This is a genomic window from Aquabacterium sp. (assembly GCF_041909175.1).
In the GTDB taxonomy this organism is placed as follows: domain Bacteria; phylum Pseudomonadota; class Gammaproteobacteria; order Burkholderiales; family Burkholderiaceae_C; genus Aquabacterium.
Genome location: NZ_JAYRDZ010000007.1, coordinates 39,691 through 61,843, shown reverse-complemented (window position 1 = coordinate 61,843; position 22,153 = coordinate 39,691). Strand labels below are relative to the sequence as shown.

At 63.2% G+C, this 22,153-nt stretch carries 17 protein-coding genes; 7 read left to right on the top strand and 10 right to left on the bottom strand.

What is annotated here, in order from left to right:
- Positions 1 to 28: 28 nt before the first annotated feature.
- Positions 29 to 1,147 carry a BMP family ABC transporter substrate-binding protein gene (locus tag ACE3PH_RS11705; protein WP_374319129.1) on the bottom strand — a complete coding sequence of 373 codons (1,119 nt, stop codon included), beginning with the start codon at positions 1,145 to 1,147 and terminating at the stop codon, positions 29 to 31.
- Positions 1,148 to 1,445: 298 nt separating this feature from the next.
- On the opposite strand from ACE3PH_RS11705, the gene ACE3PH_RS11700 reads away from it, so the two are divergent.
- Together ACE3PH_RS11700 and ACE3PH_RS11695 are read left to right on the top strand one after the other, a co-directional pair.
- Positions 1,446 to 2,750, top strand: a complete 1,305-nt coding sequence (locus tag ACE3PH_RS11700; protein ID WP_374319127.1) for a pectin acetylesterase-family hydrolase — start codon at positions 1,446 to 1,448, stop codon at positions 2,748 to 2,750.
- Between the two features lie 227 nt (positions 2,751 to 2,977).
- Positions 2,978 to 4,801: an acyl-CoA dehydrogenase C-terminal domain-containing protein gene (locus tag ACE3PH_RS11695; RefSeq protein WP_374319125.1), complete on the top strand. Its 1,824-nt coding sequence runs from the start codon at positions 2,978 to 2,980 to the stop codon at positions 4,799 to 4,801.
- Between the two features lie 15 nt (positions 4,802 to 4,816).
- Here ACE3PH_RS11695 and ACE3PH_RS11690 read toward each other — a convergent pair whose 3' ends face one another.
- Together ACE3PH_RS11690 and ACE3PH_RS11685 are read right to left on the bottom strand one after the other, a co-directional pair.
- Positions 4,817 to 5,809, bottom strand: a complete 993-nt coding sequence (locus tag ACE3PH_RS11690; RefSeq protein WP_374319123.1) for an alpha/beta hydrolase — start codon at positions 5,807 to 5,809, stop codon at positions 4,817 to 4,819.
- 4 nt (positions 5,810 to 5,813) lie between these two features.
- Positions 5,814 to 6,656, bottom strand: a complete 843-nt coding sequence (locus ACE3PH_RS11685; RefSeq protein ID WP_374319121.1) for an SDR family NAD(P)-dependent oxidoreductase — start codon at positions 6,654 to 6,656, stop codon at positions 5,814 to 5,816.
- Positions 6,657 to 6,898: 242 nt separating this feature from the next.
- On the opposite strand from ACE3PH_RS11685, the gene ACE3PH_RS11680 reads away from it, so the two are divergent.
- Positions 6,899 to 7,564, top strand: coding sequence for a TetR/AcrR family transcriptional regulator (locus tag ACE3PH_RS11680; RefSeq protein ID WP_374319119.1), 666 nt, complete (start codon positions 6,899 to 6,901; stop codon positions 7,562 to 7,564).
- Here the strand turns inward: ACE3PH_RS11680 and lipA are convergent.
- From lipA to ACE3PH_RS11660, 4 genes are all read right to left on the bottom strand, one after another.
- Positions 7,554 to 8,540 (bottom strand): lipoyl synthase, encoded by a 987-nt coding sequence (gene lipA, locus ACE3PH_RS11675; RefSeq protein ID WP_374319116.1) that lies wholly within the window; start codon positions 8,538 to 8,540, stop codon positions 7,554 to 7,556. The two genes, ACE3PH_RS11680 and lipA, sit on opposite strands and share 11 nt — an antisense overlap.
- 127 nt (positions 8,541 to 8,667) lie before the next feature.
- Positions 8,668 to 9,348, bottom strand: coding sequence for a lipoyl(octanoyl) transferase LipB (gene lipB, locus ACE3PH_RS11670; protein WP_374319114.1), 681 nt, complete (start codon positions 9,346 to 9,348; stop codon positions 8,668 to 8,670).
- Positions 9,345 to 10,481, bottom strand: coding sequence for a DNA-processing protein DprA (gene dprA / locus ACE3PH_RS11665; RefSeq protein ID WP_374319112.1), 1,137 nt, complete (start codon positions 10,479 to 10,481; stop codon positions 9,345 to 9,347). Before dprA ends, lipB begins: the two co-directional genes overlap by 4 nt.
- Before the next feature lie 60 nt (positions 10,482 to 10,541).
- On the bottom strand, positions 10,542 to 11,717 hold the full coding sequence (locus ACE3PH_RS11660; protein ID WP_374319110.1) for a LysM peptidoglycan-binding domain-containing protein: 1,176 nt from the start codon (positions 11,715 to 11,717) through the stop codon (positions 10,542 to 10,544).
- A 235-nt stretch (positions 11,718 to 11,952) separates the two neighbouring features.
- Here ACE3PH_RS11660 and def point away from each other — a divergent pair, with 235 nt between their 5' ends.
- From def to ACE3PH_RS11640, 4 genes are all read left to right on the top strand, one after another.
- Positions 11,953 to 12,471 (top strand): peptide deformylase, encoded by a 519-nt coding sequence (gene def, locus ACE3PH_RS11655; protein ID WP_374319108.1) that lies wholly within the window; start codon positions 11,953 to 11,955, stop codon positions 12,469 to 12,471.
- 3 nt (positions 12,472 to 12,474) lie between these two features.
- Complete coding sequence (gene fmt / locus ACE3PH_RS11650) at positions 12,475 to 13,422, top strand: methionyl-tRNA formyltransferase (protein ID WP_374319106.1); 948 nt, start codon at positions 12,475 to 12,477, stop codon at positions 13,420 to 13,422.
- Positions 13,423 to 13,472: 50 nt separating this feature from the next.
- Complete coding sequence (htpX, locus tag ACE3PH_RS11645; RefSeq protein WP_374319104.1) at positions 13,473 to 14,324, top strand: zinc metalloprotease HtpX; 852 nt, start codon at positions 13,473 to 13,475, stop codon at positions 14,322 to 14,324.
- A gap of 128 nt (positions 14,325 to 14,452) precedes the next feature.
- Complete coding sequence (locus ACE3PH_RS11640) at positions 14,453 to 16,858, top strand: EAL domain-containing protein (RefSeq protein WP_374319102.1); 2,406 nt, start codon at positions 14,453 to 14,455, stop codon at positions 16,856 to 16,858.
- Here the strand turns inward: ACE3PH_RS11640 and ACE3PH_RS11635 are convergent.
- The 3 genes from ACE3PH_RS11635 to secD form a co-directional block, all read right to left on the bottom strand.
- The gene (locus ACE3PH_RS11635; RefSeq protein ID WP_374319100.1) at positions 16,851 to 19,166 is read right to left on the bottom strand and encodes a DUF1631 family protein; all 2,316 of its coding nucleotides are present in this window, start codon (positions 19,164 to 19,166) and stop codon (positions 16,851 to 16,853) included. The two genes, ACE3PH_RS11640 and ACE3PH_RS11635, sit on opposite strands and share 8 nt — an antisense overlap.
- Positions 19,167 to 19,237: 71 nt before the next feature.
- Positions 19,238 to 20,263, bottom strand: a complete 1,026-nt coding sequence (secF, locus tag ACE3PH_RS11630) for a protein translocase subunit SecF (protein WP_374319098.1) — start codon at positions 20,261 to 20,263, stop codon at positions 19,238 to 19,240.
- Between the two features lie 3 nt (positions 20,264 to 20,266).
- On the bottom strand, positions 20,267 to 22,123 hold the full coding sequence (gene secD / locus ACE3PH_RS11625; protein ID WP_374319096.1) for a protein translocase subunit SecD: 1,857 nt from the start codon (positions 22,121 to 22,123) through the stop codon (positions 20,267 to 20,269).
- Positions 22,124 to 22,153: the final 30 nt, after the last annotated feature.

Here is a 22,153-nt window from a genome sequence, read left to right as displayed (position 1 = left end):
GGCGTCTCTCCTGGCTGCGTGGTTGGGATCAGATCTTGCCGATCACGCCCTCAACCAGGTAGTTCATCTGCTCCAGCACGACATCGGTCTGCTTCAGGGTGGTGCCCTTGGCCACCACGACCTTGCCCGTGTTGTCCTTCAGTTCGCCAGAGAAGATTTCAAACTGATCCTTGAGCATCTTGGCCTTGATGGCATCGGCTTGCTTGCGGGCCTTTTCCGGCACCATGGCACCATAAGGAGAGGTCTTGACGAAGCCCTCCTTGAGACCACCGCGCAGGAAGTTGGGGTGCGGCTTGCCGGTGCGCGCGGCCTCGACGATCTGCTTGTAAGGGGTGATCCAGTTCCACTCGGCGCCGGTCAGATAGGCCTGGGGCGCGAGCTTGGCCTGACTGGCGTGGTAGCCGCACACATACTTGCCGCGCTTGGCCGCGGTTTCCACCACCACTTTGGGGCCGTCCACGTGCATGGTGAACACATCCACCCCCTGGTCGGCCAGGCTGTTGGTGGCTTCAGCTTCCTTCACCGGCATGGACCAGTCACCCGTGAAGATGACCGAGCAGGTGATGTCCGGATGCACCGAACGGGCACCCAGCGTGAAGGCGTTGATGTTGCGCAGCACCTGGGGGATCGGCTTGGCAGCCACGAAACCCAGTTTTTTGGACTTGGTCATGTGCCCGGCGATCACGCCATTGAGGTATTGGCATTCGTCGATGTAGCCAAAGAAACTGCCCACGTTCTTGGGGTGCTTGGCGGCATCCCACAGACCGCCGCAGTGGGCAAAACGCACATCGGGGTTCTTCGCTGCGACAGCCAGGATGTGCGGGTTGAAGTAGCCGAATGAGGTCGGGAACAGCAGCGAAGCACCATCCTGGGAAATCATGCCCTGCATGGTCTTTTGCACCGCCTGGGTCTCCGGCACGTTTTCCTCGCCGACGATCTTGATGCCGGGCATCTTCTTCAACTCGGATGCGGCCTCGTAGTGCGACTGGTTGTAGCCAAAGTCATCCTTGGGGCCGACATAGATCATGCCGATGGTCAGCGGCTTTTGCGCCAGAACGAGGTCAGACAAACCTCCCAGAGCCACACCGGCTCCTGCCATGCCCACATTCTTGATCCACGTCCGACGATTCCATTGATCCTGTGCCATGCGTTTCTCCTGTTGAAGCGACCGTTGAGCGTCCATCTTCTGGTCGCACCGCATTGATGCGACCGTGATGTACTAGCTTGTATACAAGCAACGCATGTGCCAGTTTCTTGCGCACCAAAACAGGTTTGTCACGCACAGAACGCAAGGCGTTATCACGAAAACCAGGCCCAGATTGACGGGTAGATGACAGTCCGGGGTTCCCACGAAGAGGCTTTGTCCGTATCGCATTAAATTGAAGCCATACCTAGACTGCGCCGCTACCCATGCAAACAAAAGCAATGTCTTAGGAGAGACAAACATGAAAATGTCACGTTTGATCAGCGTCGCCGCCTTGGCCATGCTGGCGCCGCTGGGCGCATCTGCGGGTTACTTCACCTGGGACGCGGTCACCTTGCCCACCTCGACTGGCGCATCCTGCGGCAACGGCACGCCCTATCGCTTCTTCATCAACCGCAACCCCTTCACCACCAAGACCGTTGTCATCTTTGAAGGCGGCGGAGCCTGCTGGGAACAGGATGCCTGTCGTGGCAAGGGCGGCACGCTCGGCCTGGGCATCCTCACCGCGTCCAACCCCAACGGGGTGCCCGCGGACTACATGACCAACCTGGCCAACCTCTTCAACGGCGGGCTGTCCGGCCTGGCCCTGGGTGGCCTGATCACCCCCTTCTCGATGCGCCTGCACCCGCTGCAAAGCGTGCAGACCCAAAGCTGGAACATCGTCTACGCGCCGTATTGCACCGGTGATGTGCACACCGGCAACAAGGTCAGCGTCTACAGCGACGCCGACGCATCGAACCCGACCACCTACTACCACCGCGGCAGCGTGAACGGCGTCGCCATGGCCAACTGGCTGGCGGCCAACATGTCTCGCCCGGACAAGCTGCTGGTGACCGGTTTCTCTGCAGGTGGCGCGGGCAGCACGGCCAACTATGCCTGGCTGCGCCTGGCCCTGAACCCCAAGCAATCAGCCCTGCTGGCTGACTCCGGCCCGCTGTTCCAGGTGCCACGCACCGCCACACCGGAAGAAGCCCCCTCGGTGCTGCTGCACAACAAGATCCGCGACGTGTGGGGGCTGGATGGCACCAATGGTCTGGTCACCAAGTTGCTGACCCGCTTCCCCTCGGCAGGCACGGCAGAGAACCTGGGCAGCATCACCACCGGTGTGGCCAAGATGTTCCCCAACGACCGGTTCAGCTTCACCACCTTCCAGGCTGACGGCATCTATTCGTCCTTTTCGTACACCAAGTTCTACCCGGACATCCTGGCTGCCTCAGGGGCAGAGCGCGACGCCCTGCTGAACGTGAAGTGGCGCAAGGAAGTCGCCTCCTGGGTGGATGGCATGAAGCCGCTGTCAAACATTGGCTACTACGTGCCCTATAGCCGCGATCTGCTGAAAGCCCACACCATGACCACCCTGACCTTTGCGGGCACGGCGATCAACGAAGCCGGTATTTCCGGTGTCGGCAAGGTGGTCGACAACCTGATCGACGGCTCGGGCACCCCGATCCGCGCCTACGAGACGGCACGCAACGTCCAGAACACACCGCTCTATGGCTGGCTGGACACCCTGCTGCAACCCATCTACGAAGTACTCGGCTTGTAAGCCGGTCACCCGGGATCGGTCGCCGATCTCGCTGCTCAAGGAACACCAGACACGGCCCGCGGGCCGTGTCGCCGCTTCCGCCCCCGCATTTCAGTGGGCGAGAAATCCCCGAGCACCAACCCATTCGTGATCCACGGCGTTGTACTCTGAGGTATAAATGCGGCCTGCTTCGAACGATCGTTTGAAAAGATCGTTTGACCCCCGCACCAAACCACGAGGTGAGACCCATGCCGCAGTACAAAGCGCCCTTGCGCGACATGCGCTTCCTGATGAATGACGTGTTCGACTACCCCGGACACTACGCTTCGCTGTCCAACGGTGCCGACGCCACCCCCGACATGGTGGAAGCCATTCTGGAAGGCGCCGCCACCTTCTGCGAAGACATCCTCTCGCCCCTGAACCACAGCGGAGACCTGGAAGGCTGCCACTTCAACAACGGCGAGGTCACCACGCCGAAGGGCTTCAAGGAAGCCTACGCCGAATACGTCGCAGGCGGCTGGCAAGGCCTGTCGCACCCGAAAGCGTTTGGCGGGCAGGAATTGCCCATGTCGCTCAACCTCATCAAGTCGGAAATGATGGGGACGGCCAACTGGTCGTTCACCATGTACCCCGGTCTGAGCCTGGGCTGCATGAACACCATCATGCAATATGGCAACGAGGCGCAAAAGCAAACCTACATGCCCAAGCTGGTATCCGGCGAATGGACGGGCACGATGTGCCTGACCGAACCGCACTGCGGCACCGACCTGGGCCAACTCAAGACCCGCGCCGAGCCGCAACCCGACGGCAGCTACAAGCTCAGCGGCACCAAGATCTTCATCTCCGCCGGCGAACACGACCTGTCGGACAACATCGTCCACATCGTGCTGGCACGCCTGCCCGACGCACCCAAAGGCACCCGCGGCATCTCCCTGTTCATCGTGCCCAAATTCCTGGTCCATGCCGATGGCTCGGTGGGTGAGCGCAACCCGGTCAGCTGTGGTTCGATCGAGCACAAGATGGGCATCCGGGCCTCGGCCACCGCCGTGCTGAATTTCGATGGTGCCGTGGGCTACCTGATCGCCGAACCCAACAAGGGGCTGGAAGCGATGTTCACCTTCATGAACACCGCCCGCATCGGCACGGCCGTCCAGGGCCTGGCCCATGCCGAACTGTCTTACCAGGGCGCCCTGCCCTACGCCAAGGAGCGCCGCTCGATGCGTGCGCTGTCAGGCAAGAAGGACGCCGACCAGGTCGCCGACGCCCTGATCTGGCATGCCGACGTGCGCCGGATGCTGATGACCCAGAAGGCCTTTGCCGAAGGCGGTCGCGCCATGATCTACCACGCGGCCCAATTTGCGGACCACATGGTCAACGGCGTGGTGGAAGGCAACCAGGCCAAGCAAGAAGCCTATGACGACAAGCTGGGGTTTTTCACCCCCATCCTGAAAGGTTTCCTCACGGAGTGCGGCCTGGAAGCCGCCAACATCGGCATGCAGGTTTTTGGTGGCCATGGCTACATCAAGGAGCACGGCATGGAGCAGATTGCGCGAGACGCCCGCATTGCCACCTTGTACGAAGGCACCACCGGCATCCAGGCGCTGGACCTGCTCGGCCGCAAGGTGCTGCTGACCACCCGCGGCAAATGCGTGCGTGAGTTCACCGGCGACATGCTGAAGCTGGCCAAAGGCCACCTGATCGATGGTGGCCCACTGGGCAAAATGGCCCGCACCATCGCCAAGCGCGCCATCCAGTGGAATGTGCTGACCACCCGCATCATGTTGCGCGCCGCCAAGGATCGCGACCTGGTGAGCGCCGCCAGTGTCGACTACCTGATGTACTCGGGCTATGTGATGATGGCCTACTTCTGGGCCATGCAGGCCTTCCGCGCCAATGAGCTGCTTGCCAGCGGCCAGGGGAAGGAACCGACAGCGTTCTACAAAGCGAAGATCCAGACGGCCGAGTTCTACTTCGAACGCCTGCTGCCGCGTGCAGATGCCCATCGCACCGGGGCCGTGGCCCCCACCGAGGTGATCATGCAGATGGACAACGAGCACTTCAGCTTCACCTGAAGCACACTGATGTACTCACACACGCCAATGGCGTCGCATGAAATCAATCTGCCGCCCGAGCGCGGCGGTTGCACTCGGCAAGGCGCCAGCGTGGATCGGGAAGACGTGCCAACGCTTGAGGTAGATCTCCAGCTCCGCATGGCCCCCCATCTTCGCCGCCCCATGGGCAATCCAGTGGGCATCGTCGAACAGCACCTCGTCCTCGCCCACCTGTACCAGCATCGGCGGCAAGCCAGCAAGGTCTGACTCACTGGGGTGCGCCAAGGGATGCCCGGCCGGCACCTTCAGCCAGGAAATGGCCTGACGCCCCCAGCTGACATTGATGAGCGGGTCCACTGCTGCCCGTTCGGTCGCACTGCGCGAGCTCAAGCTCATGTCGATGGCCGGTGACATCATCACCATGCAAGCCGGCATGGGCAGACCCTGCAAGCGCGCCGCCAGACACACCTGCAAGGTCAGCGTCCCGCCTGCCGAATCGCCCGCAATCGCAATCTGCTCCGGCTTCCAACCGGCCTTGAGCAGGCTTTTGTAGGCCATCAGGCAATCTTCTATCTGGGTCGGGAAGGCATGCTCAGGGATACGGCGGTAGTCGGGCACCAGCACCTCTGCCTGCCCATAGCGCGCGAAACGCGTCGTCAAACTGCGGTGGCTGCGAGGGCTGCCGGTACAGAAGGCACCACCATGCAGGTACAGCACCGCCTGCCGGGGCTTGATGCCCTTGGGACGAATCCGCTCGACCATGATCGGGCCCAGTTGCTCCTTGCGCACCTCGACGCCGCCAGCCTGCAACATCGTCACCGACAAGGCATGCAGCACCCCACGCTGAATCGACAAGGGCACCCCGAGGCGCAACACTGGCTTGAGCAGGGCCCGCAAGGTGGTGCGCAACACCGCTGCGCCAATGGCCTCGCCAGCGCCAGTGGGTGGCAAGAAATGCCGTATGACTGGCTCAGCCAGCGCCCCGGCATGCAGTTGTTCGTCGGTATTGGGCACAGTCACAGCGCTCATTGCATCACCCCATCATGGTTCGCTGCGCGAACCAGGTTGTCATTGGTTGGTACCAGGACCCGAACAGACGGACCACCTTGTCCAGGAAACGGGCATCCGGGCCGACCAGCACCCGGCGCTTGTTCTTCTCGACTGCACGGAGGATCTGCAAGGCTGCGCTCTCCGCCGTCGTCGTGTTGAGCAACTTGTCAAAACGCTTGCGCGCCTGCTCCGGGTCGGACCCCGTGCGCTTTTGCATCGCGGGATCGATACGGGCCGCCATGGCGATGTTGGTGCGGATGCCGCCCGGGTGCACGCAAGTCGCGCTCACCCCGCAAGCGTCCAGGTCCAGCTCCTGCCGAAGCGACTCGGTGAAACCGCGCACGGCAAACTTGCTGGCGTTGTAGGTGCCTTGTGTGGGCAGCGCCAGCAAGCCGAACAGGCTCGATGTGTTGACAATGTGCCCGTCACCGGCCTGCTTGAGATAGGGCAGGAAGGCCTGCGTGCCCCACACCACGCCCCAGAAATTGATGCCCATGATCCATTCGAAGTCTTCCGGGCGAACCGCATCCAGCGTGGCCCCCAGGGCCACTCCCGCGTTGTTGAATATGAGGTTGACCTTGCCATGGTCACGCACGACCTGGTCGGCCCAGGCGTTCATGGCCAGCCTGTCCGATACGTCTAGACGCTGCGTGGTGACCTTCACGCCGAGGCGGCCAGCCAGGGCAGCCGTCTCCGACAGCCCCGTCTCATTCACATCACTGAGTGCCAGATGGCAGCCTCGACGCGCCAGTTCCAGCGCGAGCGTGCGGCCCATGCCGGATGCCGCACCCGTGATGGCAGCCACCTTGTCCTTGAATTGCTTCATATACCTGCTTGCTGATAGGGTCGACGTCGCGTTATCCACATGGGCGCACGCTGCCTTCTGAGGCAAGATGGCACTGCTTGTAGAAGCTGAAGCAGGCCCCCGCCCTGACTGCACCATCCAGAAAAGGACGTCAGGAAACACGAACCGGCGCACACATGCCGTTATCCGTGGCGCCAACATGCCAAAAATGCTATTTGACAATGTCTGTATCCAGAATCAGGGATAACCCACCGCCCCCCTCCATGCAGGGGGCATCAGGTCGTCGCTACGCCGGGGTCGACCCCCAGGAGCGCCAACGGCTGCGCCGAGCCAAGCTGGTCGATGCCGCGCTGGCGGTTTTCGGGGCCAAGGGCTACCACCAGGCCACCGTGCGCGATGTCTGCAAGGCAGCCCAACTGACCTCGCGCTATTTTTATGAATCGTTCGAGGGCATGGAGTCGCTGTTCCGCGTGGTGTATGCGCAAGTGAACCGGCAACTGATGGAGTCGACGCTGGAAGTGCTTGAGCACTGCCCATCCGACATCCATGCCATGTCGGAAGCGGCGCTGCGCAATTTCCTCGAATTCATCCGGGACGACCCACGGCGCGCCAGGGTCATGCTGATCGATGCCCTCAATGTCGGCGAAGGCATGTATTCGCTGGCCAACCAGATCAACCAGGACTTCGCGGAACTGATTGCCGGCTACCTGCAGCAGTTCATGCCCAATCTGGCCGGGTCCGGCCTGGACGCACAAGTGCTGTCAGACGGGCTGGTGGGCGCGGCCAACCGCATTGCCACCCAGTGGGTGGGGCGCCGCTGTCAGGCCCCGCTGGATGTGATCCTGAGCAACTCGCTGGCCCTGTTCGAGGCCACGATCGAGTACGCAGGGCGCAAGAGTGGCGCCCCGCTGATCCCCATCAAGACGTGACGCCCGCGCCGGCCGCCTGCTGGTCGGCGTGGTAGCTGGAGCGCACCATGGCACCCACGGCCGCGTGGGTGAAGCCCATCTTGTAGGCTTCCGCCTCGAACATCTTGAACGTGTCCGGGTGCACGTAACGGCGCACCGGCAGGTGGTGTCCGCTCGGGGCCAGATACTGGCCGATCGTCAGCATGTCGATCTGGTGCGCACGCATGTCGCGCATCACTTCCAGAATTTCCTCGTCGGTTTCCCCCAGCCCCACCATCAGGCCGCTCTTGGTCGGCACATTCGGCACCTCTTCCTTGAAGCGCTTGAGCAGGTTCAGGCTGAAAGCGTAGTCCGCACCGGGGCGGGCCTCCTTGTACAGGCGTGGCACCGTCTCGAGGTTGTGGTTCATGACGTCAGGCGGCGTCTCCTTGAGGATGGCCAGGGCCTTCTCCAGGCGACCACGGAAATCAGGCACCAGGACCTCGATGCGGGTCTGCGGAGACAGCGCTCGCACTTGACTGATGCAGTCGGCATAGTGACCGGCACCGCCATCGCGCAGGTCGTCTCGGTCGACGCTGGTGATCACGACATATTTCAACTTGAGCGCCGCCACCGTGCGCGCGAGGTTGCCTGGCTCGGCCTGATCAAGCGGGTCAGGTCGACCGTGGCCGACATCACAGAAGGGGCAGCGACGGGTGCACTTGTCCCCCATGATCATGAAGGTGGCTGTGCCATGACCAAAGCATTCGCCAATGTTCGGGCAGGACGCCTCCTCGCAGACCGTATGCAGCTTGTGCTCACGCAGGATCTGCTTGATCTCGTAGAAGCGGGTAGAGGGCGACCCTGCCTTGACGCGAATCCAGTCCGGCTTCTTCAACACCTCGGTTGCCGGCACCACCTTGATGGGAATGCGTGAGGTCTTGGCCTGCGCCTTCTGCTTGGCAGTCGGGTCGTAGGCGGGCGAGGAGGGGGGGGTCGAAGAAGGATCTTGGGACATGGTGATGCGTGCGGACCGCTGATGTCCGCCACGCCGAACTGTAGCCGAACGCGTCGATCAGCGTGCAGCGATTGAGCCCGCAGACGCTGTGGACTTCCACATCAGCCCGAAGCAGTTCGCGCAGGTGTCAGGGACTGAGATACTGAGCCAAGTGGTGCGCCAGGCAGGTGGCGGCCTCATCCCACGACACCGCGACCCCCACCGTGGCCAGATCCACCGTGCGCAAACCGGCATAGCCACAGGGGTTGATGCGGTCATAGGGCGACAGGTCCATGGCGACGTTCAGCGCGACACCATGGTAGGTGCACGAGCGCGATACCTTGATGCCCAGCGCCGCAATCTTGCCCAAACCCCGGAAAGGGTCCCGGGGATCACGGGGCTCCTGCAAGGCGGCATGGGCATGCGGGTCGTCCAGCCGCACATAGATGCCCGGAGCACCAGACACCCGGTGTCCGGTCACACCGAAGTGCTCCAGCGTCTTGAGCACCGCCTGCTCTATGCGAAAGACATACTCCTTGACGAAGATGCCCTGGCGCTTCAGGTCGATCAGCGGATACCCCACCACCTGCCCTGGGCCATGGTAGGTCACCTGCCCGCCACGGTTCGTCTGCACCACGGGGATGTGGTCCGGCCCTTCGGGGTTGAACAACAGATGCTCGGCCTTGCCTGCCTGCCCCTGAGTGAACACGGGCGGATGCTCGCAGATCCAGAGTTCGTCCGGCGTATCGGCCGTCCGGGCTTCGGTGAAGGCCTGCATGGCCTGCGCGGTATCCGCATAGGGCACACGGCCCAGTTGTCGAATGATCATGTCAGCCCGATCCGTTGGTACAGCGCACCAGGCAGGCGGGCCACCTGCCCCTGCAATTCCAGCTCCAGCAAGCGTGCACCCAGATCAGCGGGCCCCATGCCCGTTCGGGCCGACAAGGCTTCCTGACTGACGGGGTCATACCCCATTGCACGCAGCACCGGGTCAGACGAACAGTCCGCTTCATCCGACCACAAGGGCGATTCTGCCTCGTCAGGCATGTCCTTGCGGGCTGCCGTGGAGAGCCCCCAGTTGAGTTCTTCCAGCACATCTTGCGCAGTCTCGACCAGTTTGGCCCCCTGCTTGATCAACGCATGGCAGCCGCGAGATTGCGGAGAATGGATCGACCCGGGAATGGCCAGAACCTCACGGCCCAGTTCGCCCGCCAGGCGTGCCGTGATGAGCGAGCCCGACTGCAGCGCGGCTTCGACCACCAGCGTGGCGCGAGACAGCGCTGCCACCAAGCGGTTTCGCTTGGGAAAATGCCCCGGGCGCGGGGGCGTACCCAGCGGAAACTCGCTGAGCAACAAGCCGGACTGCGCGATGCGGTGCGCCAGTTCAAGGTGCTCCTTGGGGTAGACGCGATCCAAACCCGTTCCAACCACGGCAATGGTGCGACCTGTCCCGCCCTCCAGGGCCCCCTCGTGGGCAGCACCATCCACCCCCTGCGCCAGCCCCGACACCACGGTGACCCCCGCCTCACTCAGCGCACGAGCAAAAGCATGGGCGTTATCCCGACCTTGGGCTGTAGGGCTGCGACTGCCCACCATGGCCACAGCACGGCCGCGCAGCAAAGCGACATCGCCTTGCGCAAACAGCAACAGCGGAGGGTCAGCCAGCGCCAGCAAGTCGGCAGGATAGGCCGCGTCACCCAGCGTCAAAACGGCTCGGGGCGCCACCTCATCCGCTGCGGCCAGCCAGTCCTGCGTACGCAATACGGCGTCTGACAAGGCTGGAGGCTCAAGCCGCACCCGCGCCACGTCCGCCGGCTTGAGGCAGGCAGACAAGGCAGATGGTGTAGCGTGAAAAATTGCCTGCGGCGAACCAAAGGTAGCCAACAAGGCACGGCAGGCGGCCGGACCAAGCCGAGGCGTCAACAACAGCCTCAGCCAACCGGCCAACTCATCATGATCCATGACGATCTTGGCTGATCAGCGAAGAGAAAAGCCAGGGAGCCCGCATGGGGCTCACCTCGCTCAAGGCTGGGTGAAACGATCACCGGGGCGGACCGGCTCCTTGACCGTCAGGATGAGGGCATAGGACATGCGCTCAAACGTCCGGAACACGAACAGCAGGCCATGGCGCTCGTCAGGCAGCTTGATGGCTGCATTGGTCTCGTCCGTCTTGTCTCTGATGACACGGCCATCACGCCACAGTGCCAGCACATGGCCACGCTCAAGCCCATCTTGTGTGCCCTTGTTCAAGGCCACGATCTGGTTTTGACCTGCGGTCAGGGCTTCACCATAGATCGACACGATCTGGCCAGCGATGTCGTGATCGGGTGCATGGGGCGCCAGGTTGTCGTACTGACGTACCGGCACGGGCGACAGACGGTCACCGGCCATGGCTTCCTGACGCAGCGAGGTGATGGTGAAGGTCGACGGAATGACCAGCCCCTTGCCATCGGCCCCCGTGCCTTCAGCCCCCTCACGGGTCAGGTCGGCCGTGCCGACATAAGCCGCTTCATACCCCAGCACCTCGTTGGTCGTAGGGTCACGCAAAGGCTTGGGTTGCCTGAACAGACGCCACTCGCGACGCCCATCCAGATCACCACGCACATAGGCGGTTTCGCCACGCGACAACAGCACGCGGCCCTCTTGGGTCGCGACGATGCGCGGCGCCTTCACCAACTCATCCGTGGTGTCGAAGATCACGGCCTCGTTGAAGAAAGGCTCGATCAGGTGCAGCGGCACGCTGGCAATGGCGTCGTCCAGATTGCCTTCCCGCACGCGCGGCGACAGGCGGCCATCTGGGTTGCCAGACGAAGCCACCGGCTCACCGACACGCAGTCGGGCACGTCCGTTCGACTTATCCAGGTACAGCACCTGCCCCGGGAAAATCAGGTGCGGGTTGTGGATCTGCTGCAGGTTCATGCCCCACAATTCAGGCCAACGCCAGGGCTTTTTCAGGAACAACCCCGAAATGCCCCACAGCGTGTCATGGCGCTTGACCACATAGGAATCTGGCGCATTGGGCGCGAGTTCGGACAGCGGCACACCCGCCTCGGCGACCTGTTTGGCCGTCGACTTCTGTTGGGACGTGATGGGGTAGTTCGGGCCATTTTCGGCTTGCGCAACCGAGGCCATCAACCCCAATGCCACCGCAACCGAAACAGCCACGGCGTGAGCAACAGGCAGCATTCGCTGAGACATGAAAACGCTCTCCAATTCACCCCTGGAAGCACTCCCTAGAGCAGGAGTTCTCCAGATTCGGCAAAATCCGTTCAATGATCATTCGATTCTGCCCGTAATTCACAAGCCGCGGCAATGAAAATTGCCCCGAGTTACCAGTGGAAACTTTCTTTTGGGTGACCATACCGTTGCGCCGTATCCACTGAGCCACCAAGCAGAACCCCCGACAAACCCGATTTTCTTGACCCGCTGAACCATGGCCCTGCTGCCCATCCTCTGTTATCCCGATCCCCGTCTGCACAAAATCGCCCGTCCCGTTGAGGTGGTAGATGACCGCGTACGCCAGATCGTCGACGACATGCTTGAAACCATGTACGACGCGAAGGGTGTGGGCCTGGCGGCCACGCAGGTCGACATCCATGAGCGCATTGTCGTGATCGACACCAGCGAAGAGCGCAATGAACCGCGCGTGCTGATCAACCCGGAAATCATCCAGGCCAGCGAAGAGATGATCATCTGGGAAGAGGGTTGCCTGTCCGTTCCCACGATTTACGACAAGGTCGAGCGCCATGCCGAAATCCGGGTGCGCGCATTGAACCGCGACGGTCAGACCTATGAATTTGATGCGGATGACCTGCTGGCCGTGTGCGTGCAGCACGAGCTAGATCACCTGCTGGGCAAGGTATTCGTGGAATATCTCTCGCCACTCAAGCGCAACCGCATCAAGACCAAGATGCAAAAACGCAGCAAGTCCGAACAACACCAGGCGCTGTAAGCCATGAAAATCGTCTTTGCGGGAACCCCGGAATTTGCCCGGGAGGCCCTGGCGGCCCTGCACGCTGCGGGTCATGAGATTGCCCTGGTGATGACCCAGCCGGACCGCCCCGCCGGCCGAGGCATGAAATTGCAGGCCTCACCGGTCAAGCAATTCGCGCTGGACCACAGCATCCCTGTGGCCCAGCCGCACAGCCTGAAGCTCGACGGCAAATACCCTGACGAGGCGTTGGCCGCACAGGCCCAGCTGACCGCCATCGCCCCGGATGTGATGGTGGTAGCCGCCTACGGCCTGATCCTGCCGGCCTGGACCCTGGCCTTGCCCCAGCACGGCTGTCTCAACATCCACGCTTCCCTGCTGCCACGCTGGCGGGGCGCTGCGCCCATCCACCGCGCCATCGAGGCGGGTGATGCAGCCACCGGCATCACCATCATGCAGATGGACGCCGGCCTCGACACCGGCGACATGCTGCTGATCGAGAAGGAAGCCATCCGCCCGGACGACGTCACCGCGACACTCCACGACCGCCTGGCCTCATTGGGCGGCCGGTTGATCGTGCAGGCCCTGGAGCGCCTGAGCCTGGGCGCCCTGCCCGCCACGCCACAGCCGGCCGAGGGCATCACCTACGCCCACAAGATCGACAAGGCCGAAGCCGCCATCGACTGGTCCCTGCCCGCCGAGCAAATTGCGCGGCGCATCCGGGCCTTCGACCCTTTCCCGGGCACCACCTTCCAGTTGGGGGAGGACACCATCAAATGCTGGGCAGCCGCCGTGGTTCCTGCCTCCGGCGCACCTGGGCAGATCCTCCATGCATCAGGCGACGCTTTGGTGGTGGCCTGTGGCGAGCAGGCACTGGCCTTGTTGAGTCTGCAGCGCCCCGGAGGTCGCCGACAGCCGGTCCGCGAGTTCCTGCAGGCCCGCCCCGTGAGCGACACCCACGTCCGTACTTGAACTTCACCAGCCAGCCCGCATCTTAGGGGCTCGTATAGGAGACGAACACCATGTTCAACATCATGAAGACCGCCATCCTGATGGCCGCCATCACCGCGCTGTTCATGGCCATTGGCGCCATGGTGGGCGGTCGTGCCGGCATGATGCTGGCCTTCATCGTGGCCCTCGGGATGAACTTCTTCAGCTACTGGTTCTCGGACAAGATGGTGCTGAAGATGTACAACGCGCAGGAGGTGGACGCCCGCTCGGCGCCACGCTTCTACGCCATGGTGGAAGAGTTGGCGCGCAACGCCGGGCTGCCGATGCCCAAGGTCTACCTGATCGAGGAAGCCGCGCCCAACGCTTTTGCCACCGGCCGCAACCCCGAACACGCGGCCGTGGCGGCCACCACCGGCATCCTCAATGTGCTGAGTGAGCGCGAACTGCGCGGCGTGATGGCGCACGAATTGGCCCACGTCAAGCACCGAGACATCCTGATCAGCACCATCAGTGCCACGATGGCGGGTGCCATTTCCATGCTGGCCAACTTCGCCATGATGTTTGGCGGCCGCGATGAAAACGGCCGCCCGGTCAACCCGCTGGCCGGCATCGCCGTGGCGATTCTGGCTCCCCTGGCAGCCAGTCTGATTCAAATGGCCATCAGCCGTGCACGCGAATTCGAGGCCGACCGGGGTGGCGCCGAGATCAGCGGCGACCCGCAAGCCCTGGCCAGCGCCCTGCAGAAAATCCAGCGTTACGCCCAGGGCATCCCGCTGCACACGGCCGAAGAACACCCCGAGACAGCCCAGATGATGATCATGAACCCGCTGTCCGGCGGGGGCCTGCGGGGGCTGTTTTCAACCCACCCGGCCACCGAAGAACGGGTGGCACGCCTGATGGCCATGAGCCCGGGCCAACGCTGATCGCACCGTGATCGGCAGGGTCGTGCATTCCTGCCGTTTTCCCCCATCAAGATCCGTTTGACTCCATCCGATAACCCGTCGACCTGCCGGCCTTTTGGAGGCCGTGAAAGTTGTCTACGGAAATCGCCATGGATCAATCGCTGGAACAGGTCACTCGCTGGTCCGACCACTGGAAATTGCTCTCCTGGGTCATCCTGGGCTCAGGCCTCACCCTCACCGGGCTGGCCTGGACCTGGTTTCCCTGGCCCTTGCTCGCGGCTGGCGGCTGTGCGACCGCAGCGCTGTGGCTGGCGATGCGGGGCTTTGCCGTCCAGTATGGGCAGGCAGCGCGCATGGCGCAGCGGCTCAGCCGACAGGCCCGCACCAGCGAGAAGCACCTGCGTGCCGTCATCGACCACACGGTAGACGGCATCCTGACCCTCGACGAGCACGGCCAGATCCTGTCCGCCAACCCTGCCGCCTGCGAGGCCTTTGGCTACACCGAAGACGACATGGTGGGTTCCCCCATCAGCCAGGTGCTGCCGGTATTCGCCCACCAGTCACCCGCAGACACCATCTCGAACACCCTGCAGGCGCAGCAGATTGACCTGGATGGCCGGCGCAGGCGCTTCAACGGGCGCCATCGCGACCAGCACCTGTTTCCCCTCGATCTGGCCTTCAGCGTCATGGAGGTCGATGGACAGTCGGGCTATGTCGGGATCCTGCGTGATCTGAGCGCGCAGCAGGCTGCCGAAGCGTCCTTCCATGCCGCGCAACGTCAGCTCAATGAGGTCGACGAGATGCGACGGGTGATTGTGCACAACGCACCTTATGGCATTTTCGTGCTGAGCCGCCTGGGGCGCCTGCAGTCCGTCAACCCGGCAGGCGAGGCGCTGCTGGGCAGCCGGTCCGCCGATCTGCTGGGCCAGGCGCACTTCGAGCAATTCCTCTGGGACGAGGAAATTGCCGATCGCGCCCGCTTGCTCGCGCTGCGCTTGAACCGGCCGGTCGAACCGCTGCATGTGCTGCAGCATCTGGCAGTCGAATCACCCGGGCTGCCCAGCGAATGGATCATGGTCCGCAGCGATGGCAGACACCTCACGGTGGAGCTCACCGTCACCGTGTTGCGTGACGATGCGGGCACCATGACCGGCTACCTGGCCATGGCCTATGACGTCACCTCCCGACGCGATGCCGAGCGCCAGCTCCAGCACCTGGCCCTGCACGACGCCCTCACTGGGCTCCCCAACCGCAACATGGTGCAGGAGCAACTGAAATCGGCCGTCATGCTGGCCGAGCGCGACCACAACAGCATGGCGCTGATGTTCATTGACCTCGACCGCTTCAAGAAGATCAATGACACGCTGGGGCACCACATGGGCGACAGTGTGTTGATCGAGGTGGCCCGCCGCATCCGCGCCGAGATGCGCACGTCAGACATCGTGGCACGCCTGGGTGGCGACGAGTTTGTCGTGATGCTGCCGCGCATCGCGCTGCCCGAAGACGGCGTGGTGGTGGCGGAAAAGGTGCTGTCCCTGTTTGCAGAGCCCCTGCATGTTGGCCCGCACGAATTGCGCGTGACACCCAGCATCGGCCTGGTGATCTACCCCACCCACGGCCACGATGCGGTCACGCTGATGCGCCACGCCGATCTGGCCATGTACCAGGCCAAGAACCGTGGGCGCAACCGCATCCAGATGTATGCGCCAACCATGGACGCGGCGAGGCTGGACAGCCTGCAGATCGAAAACGAACTGTATGGCGCCCTCGAACGGCAGGAGTTGCGGCTGCACTACCAACCCCAGTTCGAATGCACGAGCGGACGGATCACGGGTGCCGAGGCCCTGCTGCGCTGGGAGCGCGGTGGCCGGTTGATCCCCCCCACCGAATTCATCCCGCTGGCCGAGGAGACCGGCCTGATCGTCGAGATCGGAGAATGGGTGCTGCGTGAGGCCTGCATGCGTGCGCAAGCCTGGCGTACCCAATGCGGCTGGCCACTGCGCATCAGCGTCAACCTCTCGGCTGTGCAACTGGAGCAGCCCGACATGATCGGCACGGTGGCCCGGGCCCTGCAGGACAGTGGCCTGCCACCCACCGCACTCGAGCTGGAGATCACCGAAAGCGTGATCGTGCGCGAATCCCTGCGTGCGGCAGACGTGCTGCAGCAACTGCGGTCGCTGGGGGTGAGCATCGCCATTGACGACTTCGGCGTGGGCTATTCAAGCTTCGCCTACCTGCGAGAGCTGCCTGTCGACCGCTTCAAGCTGGATCGATCCTTCCTCTCAGGCGTGCCTCAATCCAGCGGTGACAGCCGCCTGCTTGCAGCCCTGATTGCCATGGGGCACCGGCTGGAGGTCGGCATCGTGGCGGAAGGCGTGGAAACGGCTGCGCAACAGACGTTCCTGCGCGACCACGGATGCGATGAACTGCAGGGCTACCACCTCAGCCGCCCCCTGGCCCAGGACGCCTTTGAGGCACTCTTGCTCGCGCACAGCCAGGACAGGCTGGCGCGTGAACTGTTGACCCGCATCAGCGAGCGCAGCGCCCTCAATTGAGCAGGCGTTCGGGATCGGCGTCGAGCTTGGCCAGCGCCTGACGGGTCGCGCGCACGGTCAGGGACTCATCTTCCAGCGGCACCAGCAGGCCAGCCTGCAGGAACGCCGCCAGGCGGTGCAGTTGGAACAGCACCCCGCGGCCGGATGGGCTGACAAACAGATTGAGCTGCTTTTGCAAGCCGGTCCAGGCGAACTGGACGTTCTCCTGTCGACCCCGGTAGTCCAGCTGGAACCAGGTGCCAATCTGCAACTCGCGGGCCCAGGCCATCATGGCCGGGGTGGGCATGGTGCCCCCTTCCGCAACCACGTCCAGATCATCGCTTTCATGGCCGGACAGATCCCGCAGGGTCTGGGCATCGAGTTCAACCTCGGCCAGATTGGGCAAGATCTCGTCCAGCGCCTCCAGCCGCTCGGTCACTTCCTTGAGGTGGTCGGTCGTCAGGGTAGCCGAGCGTGCTGAAAATGCAGCCGCCAGCGCCGTGTTGAGCGCCTTGATATGGCCCTCCTGAACATCAGCCGTGAGCCCGGCCTGCGCCATGCCGTCACGCAGGATCTTGAGCAAGGGCGGCAGGCGACGCAACACATCGGCGCGGTCTTCCCGAGAATGCTTGGCGCTGGCCGACCAGATCAGATCACCGGCGGCACGCTTGAGTTCACGGGCCTCGTCGCTGCCCGGACCATGGATGACGGCGCTGTGCGCCAGCACATCGGCCCACACCCGAAAGAGGAAATCGCGCACACCCTCGTGAACCGGTACGTTCTCGAGCATTTTGCGCAACTCGATGGTGTACTGGATGGCCCAGGTCTCGCGTTGCTCGACCTGCTGGGCCAGGGACACGCCCTTGCGGCTGACCTCGTTGTGATCGCGGAAGTAACGCTCCAGGAAGCGCTCGAACTCCACCATCACCGTCTGGAACACCCGCCTGCCCGTGTCCGGGTAGGCTTCAACGACCTGCACAATGCGCTTGATCTCGGATGCCAGGCTGTCATCCTCAGGTCGCGTGGTCGACGCGAAGCCCATCACACAGGAACCCATCCGGTCGATCAGCACGCGAGCCGGGTGGTCCACATTGGCAAAAAAATCAGGCTCGGTAACGGCCACTCGCAGCACCGGCATCTGCAGCCGGGCAAACCACACCCGGATCGTGGCGGGCAAGCGCTCTTCCATGAGGATGCTCTGGAACAGCAGGGCGACAATCTCGATGATGGCCCGTTCATTGGGCGTATTGGCGGCCTGCTTCAGCGCCCGCTTGTTGTCCTGCAGGTCCTGCAGGACGATGTCTGGCGTGACAGGCTGCCCTGCCGCTTCCACCGCATGCTGGCGCACCTTCAGGTCGGCCACATCGATGGCGTGCTCCAGTTTCGGCTCAATGGCGACCGGGCCCGTCGACACCGGCTGGGTAGAGGCAAAGCCAGGCACCCGGCCTGCCACAAACTGATTGAGCTTGCCCAGCACCGCTTTGGGGGTCACCCCTGAACGGTGCAAGCCGGAGGCCTGGGTCACCAGATGGGTCTCTTCGAACACCCCACCCATTGGCTGCAAACCCGAATTACCACCCATGCGCGACACGCCGCCCGCACCTGTCTGCACGCCGCCCGGAGGCGGCTCGGCAGCCAGCGGCCGGACCACGCCGGTGTCTCGCGCACGGCGAATCAAAGGTCGCAAATCGATATCGGGCTTGACACCATGATCGAGCAGCACGCGGTTGGCTTCGTGATAGGACTCACGCGCCAGATGGGTGGCCTCTTCATGCAAGATGGGCTGCAGCGTTCGCCAGTGCAGATCACCCAAACCGGCCTCCAGCCAGCTGTCCATCACCCACCGGGCGATCACGGCCGGACGCAGCACCTCGCTCGAGTCATCATCGATGGAGTGAGAACCCCCCGCTTCCAGGGCATTCAGGCGTGCGCACAGGTCGGTGTATTCAGAACCCACGCCATCAGCCACGGCCTGGGTCATTCGTGAAGCAAGGAGATCTTGCTCCACCGCGCTGTCTTCCACCAGACAGAAATCAACGGCGCCCACAGAGCCCGGACGCACATCGACAGGCCGGCCCAGACGAACCGCCACCAATGCCGCTTGCAGCCTGTCATCAAGCGCCTTGGTCCAGGGCCCTAGCCGTGTGGGCAGATCCAGCACCAGGTCTCTGCGGCGTGTGTAGATGGCGGGCTCGGCGGCCTGGGACGCCAGCAGCTTGGCGCCATCCGCGCAGGCGGCAACCAGCCCGGCCGACCCTTTCAGGAGGCCTTCCAGGTAGGTCTTGCGGGCCAGGGTGCCCAGTGCACGAGATGAACCTTGGAACGACATGCGGGGGGAAAACGCCTCTCGGGTGTCAAGCCTCGCCCCACCCGTCTGAGCATCTAAAGATGACGAAGACTCTACACCACCGCACCCGAATTGGGGTCATTCGGATCGGTTTCTTTCTTCGCGTTACGCATCAGGTCTTCCCTAGTCACGCCCAGCCACATCGCAATGGCAGCGGCCACGAACACCGACGAATAGATCCCGAACAGGATGCCGATGGTCAGCGCCAGCGCGAAGTAATGCAGCGTCGGACCGCCGAACACCAGCATGGCCAGCACCATCATCTGGGTCGAGCCGTGGGTGATGATCGTGCGGCTCATCGTGCTGGTGATGGCGTGGTCGATGACCTGCGGCGTCGTCAGCTTGCGGAACTTGCGGAAGGCTTCGCGGATCCGGTCGAAGATCACGACCGATTCATTGACCGAATACCCCAGCACAGCCAGCACCGCCGCCAGCACCGACAGCGAGAACTCCCACTGGAAGAAGGCAAAGAAGCCCAGGATGATCACCACGTCGTGCAGGTTGGCGATGATGGCAGCCACCGAGAACTTCCACTCGAAGCGGAAGGCCAGATAGACCATGATGCCGATCACCGACACCAGCAGCGCCAGTGCACCGTCGCGGGCCAGTTCGTCACCGACCTGCGGCCCGACGAACTCATTGCGCTGCAAGGTGATGACACGGTTGCTGCCGGCCACACAGGCCTTGCCGGTCGCGCCTTGACCGGGCTGGGCTTCCACCGCAGCCACGGCACCTTGCTCGGCTGAGCACAGTGCGCCGAACACTTTGTCGACCACATCGGACTGCTTGATGTCCTGACGCGCCGGCAAGCGCAACAGCACGTCTCGCGATGAACCGAAGTTCTGCACTTGCACGTCACCGAACTTCAAGGCGTCGACAGCGGTACGCGCCTTGGCCAGGTCGGCACTTTGGGCGTACTGCACCTCGATGATCGAACCACCGGTGAACTCGATGGACAGATGCAGCCCGCGGGTTACCAGGAAAAACACGGCCGCGGCGAAGGTCAACATCGAAATGATGTTGAACACCAGCGCATGGCGCATGAACGGGATGTCACGCTTGATGCGGAAAAACTCCATGGCTTACTCCTGTGCCTTCCAGACCTGGCCAATGGCCACGCTCTTGAGTTTCTTCTGCCGGCCATACCAGAGGTTGACCAAGCCGCGCGAGAAGAACACGGCGGAGAACATCGATGTCAGGATGCCCAGACAGTGCACCACGGCAAAACCGCGCACAGGCCCCGACCCGAAAGCCAGCAAGGACAGCCCCACGATCAGGGTGGTCACGTTCGAGTCCAGAATCGTGGCCCAGGCGTGCTCGTAACCGGCATGGATGGCCGACTGCGGGGCCGAGCCATTGCGCAGCTCTTCACGCACACGCTCGTTGATCAGCACGTTCGAGTCGATGGCCATACCCAGGGTCAGCGCAATGGCCGCGATACCAGGCAGGGTCAAGGTGGCCTGCAGCATCGACAGCACCGCCACCAGCAACAGCAGGTTCACACCCAGCGCCAGCGTCGAGAACACGCCGAACAGCATGTAGTACAGCATCATGAACACGGCGATGGCGGCGAAGCCATAGACCAGGCTGTGGAAGCCCTGGGCGATGTTGTCGGCACCCAGGCTGGGGCCGACCGTGCGCTCTTCGATGATCTCCATCGGCGCCGCCAGCGAACCGGCACGCAGCAGCAGCGCCGTGTCGGCAGACTCTTCCGGTGTCATGCGACCCGAAATCTGCACGCGGCCACCACCGATTTCCGAACGGATGACCGGCGCGGTGACCACCTCACCCTTGCCCTTTTCGAACAGGATGATGGCCATGCGCTTGCCGATGCTTTCGCGGGTCACATCGCGGAAGATGCGGGCGCCGCGGGCATCCAGCGTCAGGTGCACGGCTGGCTCGTGGTTTTCGTCGAAGCCGGATTGGGCATCGGTCAGGTTGTTGCCGGTGAGGATCACCTGGCGCTTGACGATGATCGGCGCACCGCCGCGCTCGACATAACGCTCGTCGCCGAAAGGCACGGCACCACCCGCCAGTGCAGCCTGGGCTTCGCTGCTGTCATCCACCATGCGCACTTCCAGTGTGGCCGTGCGCCCGATGATGTCCTTGGCCTTGGCCGTGTCCTGCACGCCCGGCAGCTGCACGACCACGCGGTCCACACCCTGCTGCTGGATCACCGGCTCGGCCACGCCCAGCTCGTTGATCCGGTTGTGCAAGGTCGTGATGTTCTGCTTGAGGGCCTGCTCCTGGATAGTGCGCTCCGACTGCTGCTTGAGTTGCGCCACCAGGGTGACGTCCCCGCTCGGGTCGGTGCCATCGCGCCACTGCAGGTCAGTCAGGCTGTCCTGCAGGATGGGGCGCGCGGCATTGCGTGCGGCATCGTCACGGAAACGGACGGTGATGTCCAACCCGTCACGACGGATACCCGAATGGCGCACATCCTTGTCGCGCAACAAGGCGCGGATGTCACCGGTCAGGCTCTCCACCTTCTGGCTCAAGGCCCCCTTCATGTCGACCTGCATCAGGAAGTGCACGCCGCCACGCAGGTCCAGGCCCAGGTACATGGGCATGGCATGCAGGCTGCGCAACCATTGAGGCGAGCGCGAAACCAGGTTCAAGGCCACGATGTAGCCGGGATCGTTGGCATCCGGGTTGAAGGCCTTGATCAGGGCATCACGCGCCTTGAGCTGGGCATCGGTGTCATTGAACCGCGCCCGCACCGAGCGCCCGTCGAACTCGACGAAGTCAGGGGCCAGGCCAGCCTGCTTCAAGGTGGACTCGACTTGCGGGACAGTGTCTGCACTGAGCTTCAGCGTCGACTTGCCGCTCGAGAGCTGGACAGCCGGGGCTTCGCCGAAGAAGTTGGGCAGGGTGTAGACCACGCCGATGAACAAAGCCACGGCAATGATCAGGTATTTCCACCAGGAATAGCGGTTCATGCGAGAAATCCTCGGAGCGCGGGCTGCAAC

Excerpts from the sequence above, each read along its gene's own strand:
- secF (WP_374319098.1), bottom strand. The coding sequence starts at position 20,263 with ATGGAGTTTTTCCGCATCAAGCGTGACATCCCGTTCATGCGCCATGCG.
- ACE3PH_RS11700 (WP_374319127.1), top strand. The coding sequence starts at position 1,446 with ATGAAAATGTCACGTTTGATCAGCGTCGCCGCCTTGGCCATGCTGGCG.
- ACE3PH_RS11635 (WP_374319100.1), bottom strand. The coding sequence starts at position 19,166 with ATGTCGTTCCAAGGTTCATCTCGTGCACTGGGCACCCTGGCCCGCAAG.
- dprA (WP_374319112.1), bottom strand. The coding sequence starts at position 10,481 with ATGGATCATGATGAGTTGGCCGGTTGGCTGAGGCTGTTGTTGACGCCT.
- lipA (WP_374319116.1), bottom strand. The coding sequence starts at position 8,540 with ATGTCCCAAGATCCTTCTTCGACCCCCCCCTCCTCGCCCGCCTACGAC.
- ACE3PH_RS11695 (WP_374319125.1), top strand. The coding sequence starts at position 2,978 with ATGCCGCAGTACAAAGCGCCCTTGCGCGACATGCGCTTCCTGATGAAT.
- ACE3PH_RS11660 (WP_374319110.1), bottom strand. The coding sequence starts at position 11,717 with ATGTCTCAGCGAATGCTGCCTGTTGCTCACGCCGTGGCTGTTTCGGTT.
- secD (WP_374319096.1), bottom strand. The coding sequence starts at position 22,123 with ATGAACCGCTATTCCTGGTGGAAATACCTGATCATTGCCGTGGCTTTG.
- ACE3PH_RS11640 (WP_374319102.1), top strand. The coding sequence starts at position 14,453 with ATGGATCAATCGCTGGAACAGGTCACTCGCTGGTCCGACCACTGGAAA.
- htpX (WP_374319104.1), top strand. The coding sequence starts at position 13,473 with ATGTTCAACATCATGAAGACCGCCATCCTGATGGCCGCCATCACCGCG.
- ACE3PH_RS11680 (WP_374319119.1), top strand. The coding sequence starts at position 6,899 with ATGCAGGGGGCATCAGGTCGTCGCTACGCCGGGGTCGACCCCCAGGAG.
- lipB (WP_374319114.1), bottom strand. The coding sequence starts at position 9,348 with ATGATCATTCGACAACTGGGCCGTGTGCCCTATGCGGATACCGCGCAG.
- def (WP_374319108.1), top strand. The coding sequence starts at position 11,953 with ATGGCCCTGCTGCCCATCCTCTGTTATCCCGATCCCCGTCTGCACAAA.
- ACE3PH_RS11690 (WP_374319123.1), bottom strand. The coding sequence starts at position 5,809 with ATGAGCGCTGTGACTGTGCCCAATACCGACGAACAACTGCATGCCGGG.
- fmt (WP_374319106.1), top strand. The coding sequence starts at position 12,475 with ATGAAAATCGTCTTTGCGGGAACCCCGGAATTTGCCCGGGAGGCCCTG.
- ACE3PH_RS11685 (WP_374319121.1), bottom strand. The coding sequence starts at position 6,656 with ATGAAGCAATTCAAGGACAAGGTGGCTGCCATCACGGGTGCGGCATCC.
- ACE3PH_RS11705 (WP_374319129.1), bottom strand. The coding sequence starts at position 1,147 with ATGGCACAGGATCAATGGAATCGTCGGACGTGGATCAAGAATGTGGGC.